This window comes from Anaerotaenia torta (genome assembly GCF_050433395.1).
GTDB classification, from domain to species: domain Bacteria; phylum Bacillota; class Clostridia; order Lachnospirales; family Lachnospiraceae; genus Mobilitalea; species Mobilitalea torta.
Map to the genome: position 1 here is coordinate 19868 of NZ_JBNPXH010000016.1, position 12892 is coordinate 32759.

Below are 12892 nucleotides of genomic sequence, written 5' to 3' on the forward strand. Positions count from 1 at the left end.
GTATTTGACAGATACTTCCGGATGGAAACGGAGAGGTATGAATTTAAAATATATTAGAGTTAAAAAAGATGATGCAGATTTAGTGATTCAAATCTATAATGCAGCATTCTATGATGATTATATTAAGTATGGAGAATGCCCTGCTTACGGCAGGACAAGGGCAAGCATGGAATCATCCATAGAAGAGATTCCGAAGCATATTATTTATGATGATGACAATCCTATTGGGGCCCTTTCCGTTGCAGACAGGGGGAATGGAGATTATTATCTAGGATGTCTTTGTGTGCTCCCGGAATTTCAGGGAAAAGGAATTGGTACACAAGCGTTTCAGTTTATATTGGAATTTTATTCGGATTGGAATAAGCTTACCTTAGTGACACCTGCGGATAAAGAAGATAATATCGCTTTTTATACTAAGAAATGCGGGTTCAAAATAGATAGGACTGAGATGGATGGGGATCTTAAAATCGTTCATTTTTTATTAGAACGAGAGGATACAGTAAAAGGATAGATGTATATTCTGCATTTCGATAGCCTTCTTATTGCAGAAACTGCGATTTTAAGGTTGTTTTTAACAAAAAATAATGTATAATGATATGGGAGGTGTTCGACATGAACTTGGGTAAAAAATTATTGGAAGTTCGAGAGAACGCAAACATATCGCGTGCACAGCTGGTTGAGCTCTTGAAGGAAAAAGGGTTTGACGTAAAAACATATACCATCAGTAAGTGGGAGACCGGAGTATCAAGACCTACGATTGAGGCATTCCTGGCTATTTGCGATATCTGCCGGGTGGCGGATATACGGCAGACCTTCGCCGGCAAAAGGCTCTTACGTCTGTATGACATACCGGTCTCAGCAGGTCTCGGCAATTATCTGGATGAGGGGTCTTACGGAATGATTGAGGTTGACAGTACAGTCCCCATGCTGGCTGATTATGCGGTAAGAGTGAGCGGAGACAGTATGATGCCCCGCTTTGTAGATCAGCAGATTATCTTTATCCATGGGCAGCCTGTTCTGGATGAAGGAGAGATTGGCATCTTCTGCCTGAACAATGAGACTTATTTAAAAAAGTTAGGGAAGGGGTGTCTGATTTCCTTGAATCCGAGGTATGACTCCATTCCAATTCAGTCTCATGACAGTTTCAAAGTACTTGGAAAGGTTGTCGGATAGTCAATATAATTATCATGTTATGAACAGCTTCTTGGGGGGAGATTATGGACGGATTTAATACAGATAAAAAATACGAGTCATTTAAAATCCCCGGACGGCAGCAGGTTCAAGGCAGCGGGGGTGCAAAGGGACTGCCTCAGGCTAAAGCCGGCGAAGCAATTTCCTTTGATGAAGGCTTGTTTTATGAGATTGAATACGATTCCGGCCCTATGCCGGGCGTTGGTAAATTTGTTTTGAAGCCGCAGAAAAAAGAAGAACCTCAAAAAATAGAAGAGTTTCGAAGAGCAGCAGAGCCTCAAAAAATAGAGGAGCCTAAAAAGGATGAAAAACGGGAACTCTTTAATCAGATGAGGGAGATTGCAAGAGCGTACCGTTCCAACTATGACTATACAAGGTTTTTTGATCGGCGGGTTCAACATGATAATGCGATTATCTTTTATAAACAAGGGATGTTTATGAAGGATTTTTCGGATGATTACTCCGGAAATGCGCCGTTTTCGCAATACTTCCCAACCTATCAGATGATGGGCTACGATCAGCTTCGGATCTATTTTACCTGGCGCACAGAGGTCAGAAAAGGAAATGTCGCCGAGATATCCATATCATATGCATTTCTTTATATTTACGAACTGCTGGGCAACATCGGAGTGAGCGGCCCGCAGGACGGCCTTAATCAGCTGATGGCTTTCTGGAGGGCCTTCCGTGATTATAATAAGGCGATGGACAAATACGTGCTGAGGTGGCTGAAGGATTACCATATTTACTACGAGCTTCCGCATTCCTTTAAGGAATTTATTGATGCAAATAATCTTACCGAGCATTATCCGAAAATGACGGATATCGATGACAATTTTGACTTGTTCTGCACGATATCAAAATATGATATAAGGAAGTCGAATTTCTTTGCGGATGATAATGGGAAGCTGATCAAGGATTGTTTCAGTTTCGTAACCAATAAGCTCAGGCAGGTATTTGAAGAGAACGGCATCCGTTTTGATGACGCGGTATTTCAGCCTACTAAGAAAATGTCTGAATGGAAGCCCTTCAAGGATGCTGTATTTCATCAATGGATGAAGCAGGCGGACAGGCGCATCGTGCTGGCGGAAAATGAAATATATCTATGCAGTAATAATAAATGGGCTTTCAATACGGCTATCACGTCCGAAAGCGGAAGGCAATTGATCGGATATATTATGAAGCAGATGGAAGTTGCTTTAAGAAAGGTTACGAAATTTAAGTTTAAGCTTTCGGCAAATATTAAGACGGTCACGAATAAAGCTGTGGATAAATTAAAGGAAAAAGGCTTGTCCCTTGAAACAATCATAAACAGTGCAGTCGCTGAGTTCTACAAAGAAGCGACCAAAACAGTCGTAACAGTGGATCTTGAAGCATTGTTCCGGATTAAACAGGAAGCTCTGGCTATACAGGAAAAGCTGATCGTGCCGGAGCAGGAAAAGCCGTTTATTCCCGTTCAGGAGCAGCTTGATTTATTTCATATGGCGATGCAGGACATGCCCTCTATGCGGCCGCTTGAAACGGAGTCAACTCCTTGGGGACCGCTTGAAACGGAACCAACTTCCAAGTTACCGCATGAAACAAACTCAACTCCTGTATACGATGCATGGGAGGGCTTGAAAAATATACTAACTAAAGTTGAAATCGGAGCCTTATCTGTAGTCCTGAACGGTGGGATGGAGTTAAAGAAATATGCGGACGAATGCGGCATCATGCAGGAGGTTCTTGTTGACGGCATTAACGAAAAGGCGATGGACCTCATTGGCGACAGCCTTTTAGATGAGGAATTCTCTCTATACAATGACTATAAAGAACAAGTAAAGGAATTGATAAAATGAGTATGGCAAGTCAAGTACCGAACAGAATAGCGAACATCCTGATCAACGCCCTGAAGGGCGGAGTAGTGCCCAGAGTCGGCCTGGAATACATCACAGTAGGCCGGACTCAGGAGATAGCCGCCATACTTCATGATATTGAAATGATTGAGGAGGGCGGCGCATCCTTCCGCTTCATTGTCGGTAAATATGGCAGCGGGAAGAGCTTCCTGCTCCAGACCATCCGAAATTATGCCACGGCGAAGGGCTTTGTGGTGGTGGATGCCGACCTTTCACCGGAACGCCGGTTTGCCGGCACCAAGGGCCAGGGATTGGCTACCTATAAGGAGCTGATTCAGAATCTCTCCACAAAATCAAAACCGGACGGGGGTGCGCTTCCGTTGATCCTGGAGAAATGGATATCCGGTATTCAGGCAGCTGTCAAGGCTCAGTCCGGTGTGGGCGAAGAGGAATTTGACGATCTGGTGGAAAGACAAATTTACGCAGTGGCAAGCTCACTGGAAGGAATGGTCAATGGATTTGAATTTGCCAAGGCTGTGGTCATTTACTGGAAGGCTTACAAGCAGGACGACGCGGCGATGAAGTCAAATGTACTGAAGTGGTTCCGAGGGGAATATCCCTCCCGGAAGGAAGCAAAGGACGATTTGGGAATCAATTTCATTGTCAACGATGAGACCTGGTATGACTTCCTGAAGATATTTGCCGCGTTCCTGGTGGGAGCCGGATATAAAGGGATGCTGGTCGTTATCGACGAGCTGGTCAATATCTTCAAAATACCGAATTCTATCACCAGAGCCAACAACTACGAGAAAATCCTCACCATGTATAATGATGTATTGCAGGGAAAAGCCAGCCATATCGGTTTCCTCATGGGCGGAACGCCTCAATGCATCGAAGATAAGTATAAGGGTGTATTCAGCTATGAAGCGTTACGCTCACGGCTGGCGGAGGGGCACTTCGCTACCGCTGATATCAAGGACCTTTCCGCTCCCATCATCCGCCTGCAGATGCTGTCACAGGAGGAGATGTATGTCCTTGTAGAGAAGCTTTTGAACATCCATGCCCAGCTTTATAATTACACGCCTACCCTGTCCCACGACGATTTGGTCTATTTCTTAACGGTGGAATATAACCGCGTAGGCGCTGAGACCCACATTACTCCCAGAGAGATTATCCGGGACTTTATCGAGTTGATTAACATCCTGCACCAGAATCCGCAGAAGAGTGTTTCTGAGATTTTAGGCAACAACAGCTTTACCATGGCCAAAGGCGGACTGTCCGATGAGGACATTCACAGCGAATTCCAGGAATTTGAGGTATAAAGATGATGGATGCATTTAACAGGCTTGCGCCCTTTATTCAAGAATTTATTTATCAAAACAAGTGGGAAGAATTACGAGGCAACCAGGTCGCCGCCTGCGAGGTCATCTTTGACAGCGACGACAATCTGCTCCTGTCCTCCGGGACTGCTTCCGGCAAGACGGAAGCGGCCTTTCTGCCGGTGCTTACCGAGCTGTACAATAAGCCGTCAGGCTCGGTGGGAGTTATGTATATATCACCCCTAAAGGCGCTGATCAATGACCAGTTTAAGCGGCTGGAGCAGATGCTTCTGGATTCCAACATCCCGGTGACAAAATGGCACGGGGACGCTTCCCAGACCCAGAAGAACAAGCTGATTAAAAATCCGGAAGGCTTGCTGCAAATCACACCGGAGTCATTGGAAAGCCTGATTACCAATAAACGCGGCGCCTGCCTGTCGATGTTCTCCGATCTGCGGTATGTCATCATCGATGAGGTGCATCACTTCATGCGGGATGTCCGGGGCTTGCAGCTGCTCTGTGTTCTTGAGCGGCTGAAGCAGCTGACCAATGTAAATCCCCGGAGGATTGGTTTGTCCGCCACGCTGGGAGATGTTTCCCAGGCTCAAAGATGGCTGAATACCGGAACCGGCCGTCAGTGTGCCGCACCAATCGTAGAAGAAGGAAAGAAGCGTGTCAGGCTTCATATCGAACGCTTTGTAAATTACGCTGAGGAACGTGATCTTGTCACCAGGGATGGGAGCGGTAATATTACGAATGTCAATTCAGGAGACATGGGCGACCGCGAGCATTATGAATATCTCTTTAAACAGACCCTGGATAAAAAGACGATCATCTTCACCAACAGCCGGGAAGAGACAGAGTTTGTCATGGCTCATTTACGGGAAATAGCCTTAAAAAACAAAGCACCGGATGTATATCGGGTCCACCACGGTAATGTTTCGGCTCTTCTGCGGGAAAGTACGGAGGATGAGATGAAATCCGCCGACGAAAAGATTGTGACCGGAGCCACCGTTACCCTGGAGCTGGGTATTGACATAGGTTCTCTTGACCAGGCCGTTCAGGTTGGGGCGCCGCTGAATGTCTCCAGCTTCGCCCAGCGTTTGGGCCGGTGCGGCCGTCGGGGACAGGTTCCCCAGCTGCTTTTTACCTTTGTGGAGAGTATAAGAATCAATTCCGCCGATATACTGGGACCGATTAATTGGGAGTTCATCCGAACCATTGGGATCATTGAGCTTTATTTAAAGGATCACTGGATGGAGCCGATTCCGCCTCAGAATCATGCGTATAATCTTTTGTATCACCAGACCATGAGCTGCTTGAAAAGCAACGGTGAGATGTCCCCCGCGGGCCTTGCCCAGTCGGTTCTTTCGCTGGGGTGCTTTCGAAACATCCCCCAGGAGGATTATAAATGGCTGCTCTCCCATATGCTTGACATGGACCAGCTGCAGCGTACCGAGCATGGCGGGCTGATCATCGGGCGCGAAGGGGAGAAGATCGTAAACAGCCATAAATTCCTGACCGTATTTCTTGCCCCGGAATATCTCCTGGTAAAGGATGAAAACCGCACCATCGGCACGGTGGATAAGGTCTACCCCGTGGGCACCCGTTTTGCGCTGGCGGGCATAGCATGGGAGACAGTGGATGTAAATGAAAAATCGAAGGTTATCTTTGTGAAAAAGGTTCCGGGTGTATCGGTTGTGGATTGGAATGTGGACTTTAACGCCGAGCTTCATACGGTTCTTGTCCGTAAAATATGCAGTGTTCTGAAAGAGAGCAATACTTATCCGTATTTAAGCGCCCGCTGTCAGGACAGATTAGCCGAAATTCAATATATAGCACGCAACAGCGGCATACTGGACAATCTGGTGACTCCGTTGTCCGATAGAAAATACGCTATCTTCCCCTGGGTGGGAACAAGACAATTAATGACCTTGAACTACGCTTTGCGCCACAGAAAAATAAAGAGTAAGCTTCCCTGGATCACCTGTGTCTATCTTGAGGTACTTTTCGATGGGACAAAAGAGGAGCTGGAGAAAATTATCTACGATATTCTCCGTAGTGATTTGAACCTTTATGACCTGCCCCTGCCCGACAAGGTGCAGATCGACGGGAAGTATAACGAGTTCGTTCCGCTGGGGCTCCTTCGTAAGCAATTCATTGAAGATTATCTTGATTTTGAAGGACTGAAAAATGCGTTATTGTAATTAAGCGATTTCCATACCTACCGATTTGAATTTAAGACTATTTATACCGTACAACTTACAGCCTTGCATTTTCATAACAGAAAGTGCAAGGTAATTGTTTCATTAGGATGATATGTTATATTCGTTATATTTATTAAAAATAATACCAGATTTAGTTCGAACTGAGGGCTTTGGAGGAGGACAATGAAAGAAGAGAATGTAAAATTACTTCAGCAGTATAAGGGTAACTATATCAAAGAAATGAGAAAATCAGTAGGGCATGCGCCATTATGCTGCTCGGCGGTAGGTGTGATAATTGAAAATGAAAAAGGCGAAATCCTCTTACAACAAAGAAAAGATAATTTGAAATGGGGCTTGATTGGAGGGGGAATGGAAATTGGTGAAAAATTCGTAGAGACGATTTCAAGAGAAGCTTATGAAGAGGCCGGAATAAAAGTAAAGGATTTAAAACTCTTCGGCATTTATTCCGGTGAAGACCGGGTTATTGAATACCCCAATGATGATATTTGCTGCGTCACCAGTATCATTTTCATAACCTCCAGCTATGACGGTACTATTTTGCATAATACGGAAGAGGCACATAAGCATAAATTCTTTTCGAAGGATAATTTACCGGAAAATATCAATGAGTTTGACAAGAGATATTTAAAAGACTGGAAAAATTTTAATGGTAATGTTATCATTGACTAGTAAGTAAATAGGGTACTTTAATCTTTATAGGGGAGAATAAAACAGATGAGTAGAAAAAAACGAAAAATTATTATCATTCTCGGTGTTGTCTTGATTGCATTGCTGTTCGTTGTTCCGTTTGGTCTTGCGGCAATGATATATGAGGATAACTTTGGCAGCCGCTATACTTCCTATGCACCAATGTCACGAAGCATGGAGGAATTTGAGGGACTAAGCTCGCAAAGATATACCTTCAAGTCAAAGCAAGGGCAGACATTGGTTGGTTATAAATATTACAGGGATTTAGAGAATGTGAAGGGGCTTGTGGTGATAGCGCACGGTCTGGGCGGAGGAGGACATAACTCCTACCTGGATGTAGCTGACCTGTTCACATCAAGGGGATATCTTGTATTTGCCTATGACGCAACGGGAAATGATGAAAGTGAAGGCGATGCGGTAAGAGGAATACCCCAGGGATTAATTGACTTGGATTATGCGCTGCGGTTTGTAAAGGAAACGCCAGACTTTAAGGACTTACCCATTATGTTGTTTGGGCATAGCTGGGGAGGGTATTCCGTTGGCAGTGTGCTCAATCTTCATCCCGAGGTAAAAGCCGTAGTTATGGTTGCTGGTTTTAATAAGTCTATGGACATCATTTATGAAGAAGGAAAAAGGATCGCCGGTGATGGGATCGACGCTCTTATGCCCTTCCTTACCTTATATGAGAAAATCAAATTTGGAAAATATGCTTCCTATAGCTGTATCGAAGGCTTTGAAAATACGGATACCGAAGTGATGATAATACATAGCGCAGATGATGAGATGATTTCCCAGGAGCTAAGCTTCAATCTCTTTTACGAGCCTTATAACAATAACCCCAGGTTTCATTTTGTGAAATATGATGACAGAGGACATAATTATGTTTATTATTCTGCTGCATCGCATAGCTATCGGAATGAATTCAATAAAGCCTTTGATGAATATAATAATTCATTAAAGGAAGAACTGACTGCTGAATTAAAGACAGCCTATTTTAAGGATCATCTTGATAAGAAATCACTGTTTGATCTGGATCAGGAGCTTATGGACAGCATTGTGACGCTTTATGATAACGCTGCCCGGTAAGGGTTTTACGGCTCTATCTGTATTTTGGATGATTCGCAGTAAATGAAAGCTTATGACATTCATGAAGAAAAGAATTTATAGGATGAAAAAAGAGGCAGGCTCCCTTACAGCAGCGGTCCGCTTCCAATTTATATACTATTGGTAACAATATTTAGTGGAGGGAAAACCCAATGCAGATCACATATAGAAATGCAACGATTGATGATATAGATTTTCTGGTTGAAAGCAGATTGGATTTTATCCATAGGACACCTGCGGATGAGAGCTACGAGTTTATAAAAAGTAATTTATACAGCTATTTTGAACAGGGCTTCAAGGAAAATCAATGCGATATTGTATTGGCGGAGGCTAATTCATCCGTTGTTGGCACCGGTATTATTTTCTATTATAATTCCGTTCCTTCCTCTTTCAATCCATGGGGAAAAAACGCTTACATTACGAGTATATTCGTAAATGAGAAATACAGGCGCCAGGGCATTGCATCGATTATCTTAGATAAATTAATCAAAGCAGCTATGCTTAAAGAATATCATGTCTTTTTGCTGCAGGAAACTGACGTGGGAAGACCTCTTTATGAGAAATATGGATTCCATGAAGGGAAAAAAGGAATGATATTAAAGCTATGATAATAATTCGTTTGATTGACATATATGGGTTTGAGCATATTATTGAAATGAAAGTCCGGTAAACAGGAGAGAAAATGGAGATAGCAGTTTTAAGTGATATACATAGCAACTACTTGGCATTGGAAAAATGCTTGCCATCCTCCATGGAACAGAAAATGAGTGGAGCGAAGAATATTTCCAGCTGGATTATGAAAGGCAGGACCTGTTAGATGCATATGAGACCAGCGGTCTCAGTAAAATCGCGCCAATGTGGGTTGTATTGGTGAAAGAAGTTATAAAAACAGGAAAAGATGTAACTGCAGATGTTCTGTCAAGAGCGATGGAGCTGTGCAGGAAGTAAACCGGAGAAGCTGTTTGGCCGTTCATCGCCGAGAAGTATTGGGAAAGCGCGGTTAGAGAGCAGGGGATAAGTTTTTAAATCCTTGTTGATATATTTCTAAGCGAGATAGAATAGGAGGAGTGTGCGGATGAGAAAAATAAAATTAGTTAGTATAATCGGAGTATTAATTGCGGGAGCCCTTTTCTATTATATATGGAGTGCAAGCGCCGTGCTGGCTGAGATGCATAGAGATGTAAAGAAAACAGAAATGGTTGCCAGCAGCATTGGATTCGGACTTGATGAAAAAGAGGAAATAACCATCCATGTAAAATCATCTATTTACGAAGGAGACGCGCTGATTACATTGCAGAACGAAAACAATGAGGTCCTATATACATTTGATACAGACTGTTCACAGAAGGAGACTTTTTCTATAGAGGCAGGGAGTTATAAGCTTCGTGTTGACAGCGATCAAGTCAGAGGAAAATTTGATATTGTTGTTCGAAGGTGAATGAGGTAAATGAATCCAAGAGCATCCATTCAGATCGGAGAAATAATGGCATCAAGACTAATACACTAATGAAACCAATACAAAAACTCCCTTGAAAATCGAGGGAGTTTTTGTATTGATATGCATATGGCTTTTCCTTGTTCAGCTATTCAAACTCAAAGGGAAGTTGATTGGCAAGTGCAAATTCATGGGCTGCGGAACCAGGGCTGCAATAAATAATCTGTCCGCTTGCATTATTCCAGTTATAGAACGCTTTGTCCTCAATCTTTTGCAGGGAATCCGGAATATGAATTCTGTTTAACACCGGTCCCCAGGCAAAGGTATAGTTCTTTACTTCTGTCAGACTGTCCGAAAGCCAGACTTCTTCCAAAGACTCACAGCTGTTGAAGGAGTAAGGTTCCAGTGTGGTGAGGCTATTGGGCAGACGCAGGGTAGAAAGTCCGGAATAGGAAAATGCATATTTTTCAATTGTTGTAAGGGTGCCGGGGAAGTCTATCTGTCTCAGGTTTGCGCAGTCGCTGAAAGCGGAGCTCTTAATGATCTGCAGCTTTGCAGGAAGCTGAACCTCCCGGAGGCTCTTACAGTTGTAAAATGCCTTGACCGGGATCGTTGTGATGCTGTCCGGAAGCACTACCTTGGTCAGCGTGTTGTTATCCTTAAAGATCGAAGTAACAAGAGCTCTGACATTGGAAGGAAGCGTAAGCTCCGATGCCGTACCCGTATATTTTACAAGGAAGCCATTGTTTGTGATCACCATATGGTCGAATTCCTGGTTCTGAACCCATTTCGTTCCGATAAATGACCCGCTGCCCAGGGATTGAAGGGACTTGGGCAAGGTGATATCCGTAAGAGCGGCGCAACCCCTGAACACATTGTTCCCCATGCTGAATACTCCATCCGGCACTGTAACCTGTGTCAGTGAGCGGCAAGTACCGAGAGCGTAATCACCAATGGTTTTTATAGAATCCGGAATTGTTATTGCAGTTAATGAAGTACAACCGTTCAGCAGAAAGTCCGGCAAATGGATAAGCCCAGGGGGGAGTGTGATTTCCCTTAAATTAACGCATTCGCTGAACGCAGCCTGACCAATCAGGGTGATCCCTTCCGGCAGCGAGAGCTTCTCTAGCTGGTGGCATTGGCTGAAAGCCTCACTGCCAATGGTTTGCAGGCTTGTGGGGAAACTGATGTCAGCCAGAGTGGTACAATGCAAAAAGGCAGCGTTTCCGATGCTTACCACCGTGCTGGGCAGGGTCACCTTCTGCAGCTTGAGACAATGGCTGAACAAGCGGGAACCGAGCCGTGTAATCCCTTTCGGAATCTCCATGGAGGTCAGCTGCTTACAATTCTGGAAAACACCATCACCAAGATACTGGAGCTGTTCCGGTAAAGTGATGGAGGTGACTGCAGAACAATCCTGGAAGGCTTCATTTCCGATGTAGGTGACAGAAGCCGGTATTGTAATGGATTTAAGCGAGGAGCATTGAGCCAGGGTACCCTCAGCGATTGTCTCCAGCTGCTTCGGGAGAGAGATGCTCTTTAATGAGCTGCAGCCGTAGAATGCATAGGCACCAATTCGGTCAACGCTATCCGGAATATTAACGGAGGTCAGCTTGCGGCATCCCATAAGCATCCCGTAGGGGATTGCGGTAAGTTTGCCGGGAAGCCTCAGTGTGGTCAGCTTATCGCAATAGGAAAAGGCGTAAGAACCAATCTCAGTTACCGTATCAGGAAGAGTAATTGAGGTCAGACTGCCGCAGTTAGAGAAGGTCTCCTCGAATATGGTGGTTACACCGTTAGGAATGTTGATCTTCTTAAGCTTATAGCAACTGCGGAAGGCCTGCTTGCTCAGGTGCTGAAACCCTTCCGGAAGAGTAATTGAAGTTAAGGCTCCGCATCCCTCGAAGGCTCTTGTGGCAATATAATAAAGCTTGCTGTCCTTTGGGATAGTGACGGTTTTTAAGGAATAGCACCAACGGAAGGCCTCGATACTGATGAATTTCACCGAACGGGGCAGGGTGATAGCAGTCAGCTTCTGACAATTGGAAAAGGCACCCTCCCCTATATAGGTCAATTTTTCCGGCAGGGTAATGCTTTTCAGAGAATAGCAGTTGAGGAATGCCCGGAAGGGAAGCCGCTTTACTCCCTCAGGCAGGTTTATCTTCTGTAAAGAGCCGCAATTGGCAAAAGCCTCTTCTTCAATCACGGTAACCCCGGCAGGAAGCTGAATGGTCTTTACCGTGCCATTGTCGAAAAAGGCACGCTTGCCAATGGTGGTAACCCGTTCGGGAACAGTTACTGTTTTGTCGGATCCCGTATAGGCCACAAGTACGCCGTCTTTGATTAGAAAATCATTTGAGGCCGCTTTTGCCGGTCTTGCAGCCAATAGACACAGGCATAGGAAAAACAGAATACCGGCCATCTTTTTTAATCGAATACTCATAATACACCTCCAATTATACACATGGTAGCAGTCTTGTGCTATATCCATATTCTATTCCATAAAGTATGGTCACACAAGTTAATTTTTCCTTAAGATGCTATCGCCTTCCTTATCAATATGAAATATCCCGATCTCCCTGTAATGCTGGATTTTATAATCGACAATGCAGAGACTGTTTTGAAGAAGTTCCATCTGCTTTAAGATAGAGGCACGGTGCTTCTCAAGCACCTCCCTGCGCTCTTCGCAGGTGGACTCACCCTTTAAACATAGCTCCATAAAATGCTTGATATCCTGAATTGGCATTCCGCTGTTTTTCAGGCAACAAATTAAACCCAGCCATTCAAGCTCTGTTTCGCTGAAAGACCGGATACCGGAACTGGTCCGCTTAAGAGTAGGAAGCAGCCCTTCTTTATCGTAATAACGGAGGGCGGAAGGTGTTAGGTTAAGTTTTTTCGCTACCTGTTGGATAGAATAAGTCATAGCATGAAACCTCCTGAAATACTGAATTTTTGAATAAATTTTTTGTGCAAGGCTAAAATAGGGAATGACGAATTTTACTTTTTCATTTTACAAAAACTTTGTATAAAACTATTGACTTAAAGTAAACTTTAACAGTTATAATAAATATTGTCAATGAGTTGATCTTAACATAG

General features: G+C 44.2%; 12 protein-coding genes. 10 read left to right on the top strand and 2 right to left on the bottom strand.

All coding sequences use genetic code 11. The features are described 5' to 3' along the window. The first annotated feature begins 37 nt into the window (after positions 1-37). The 10 genes from HNQ56_RS21415 (at position 38) to HNQ56_RS21460 (ending at position 9799) form a co-directional block, all read left to right on the top strand. Positions 38-511 carry a GNAT family N-acetyltransferase gene (locus tag HNQ56_RS21415; RefSeq protein ID WP_429150276.1) on the top strand — a complete coding sequence of 158 codons (474 nt, stop codon included), beginning with the start codon at positions 38-40 and terminating at the stop codon, positions 509-511. Between the two features lie 101 nt (positions 512-612). Beyond that, on the top strand, positions 613-1173 hold the full coding sequence (locus tag HNQ56_RS21420; protein ID WP_429150277.1) for an XRE family transcriptional regulator: 561 nt from the start codon (positions 613-615) through the stop codon (positions 1171-1173). A gap of 44 nt (positions 1174-1217) precedes the next feature. Further along, entirely contained in the window at positions 1218-3026 is a 1809-nt protein-coding gene (locus HNQ56_RS21425; protein ID WP_429150279.1) for a TerB N-terminal domain-containing protein, read from the top strand. A 2-nt stretch (positions 3027-3028) separates the two neighbouring features. Beyond that, positions 3029-4345: an ATP-binding protein gene (locus HNQ56_RS21430; RefSeq protein WP_429150281.1), complete on the top strand. Its 1317-nt coding sequence runs from the start codon at positions 3029-3031 to the stop codon at positions 4343-4345. A 2-nt stretch (positions 4346-4347) separates the two neighbouring features. Beyond that, positions 4348-6549, top strand: a complete 2202-nt coding sequence (locus tag HNQ56_RS21435; protein ID WP_429150283.1) for a DEAD/DEAH box helicase — start codon at positions 4348-4350, stop codon at positions 6547-6549. 183 nt (positions 6550-6732) lie between these two features. Further along, positions 6733-7239, top strand: a complete 507-nt coding sequence (locus HNQ56_RS21440; protein WP_429150285.1) for an NUDIX hydrolase — start codon at positions 6733-6735, stop codon at positions 7237-7239. Positions 7240-7284: 45 nt separating this feature from the next. Further along, positions 7285-8343, top strand: coding sequence for an alpha/beta hydrolase family protein (locus tag HNQ56_RS21445; protein ID WP_429150287.1), 1059 nt, complete (start codon positions 7285-7287; stop codon positions 8341-8343). A gap of 170 nt (positions 8344-8513) precedes the next feature. Then, a complete protein-coding gene (locus tag HNQ56_RS21450) occupies positions 8514-8969 on the top strand; it encodes a GNAT family N-acetyltransferase (RefSeq protein ID WP_429150289.1) in 456 nt (151 codons plus the stop codon). Positions 8970-9096: 127 nt separating this feature from the next. After that, positions 9097-9309, top strand: a complete 213-nt coding sequence (locus tag HNQ56_RS21455; protein ID WP_429150291.1) for a hypothetical protein — start codon at positions 9097-9099, stop codon at positions 9307-9309. A 127-nt stretch (positions 9310-9436) separates the two neighbouring features. Beyond that, a complete protein-coding gene (locus HNQ56_RS21460; protein ID WP_429150293.1) occupies positions 9437-9799 on the top strand; it encodes a hypothetical protein in 363 nt (120 codons plus the stop codon). Positions 9800-9944: 145 nt separating this feature from the next. On the opposite strand, the gene HNQ56_RS21465 is transcribed toward HNQ56_RS21460, so the two are convergent. Together HNQ56_RS21465 and HNQ56_RS21470 are read right to left on the bottom strand one after the other, a co-directional pair. Beyond that, positions 9945-12239 carry a leucine-rich repeat domain-containing protein gene (locus tag HNQ56_RS21465; protein ID WP_429150295.1) on the bottom strand — a complete coding sequence of 765 codons (2295 nt, stop codon included), beginning with the start codon at positions 12237-12239 and terminating at the stop codon, positions 9945-9947. A gap of 78 nt (positions 12240-12317) precedes the next feature. Then, complete coding sequence (locus HNQ56_RS21470) at positions 12318-12719, bottom strand: MerR family transcriptional regulator (protein WP_429150297.1); 402 nt, start codon at positions 12717-12719, stop codon at positions 12318-12320. Between the last annotated feature and the right edge of the window lie 173 nt (positions 12720-12892).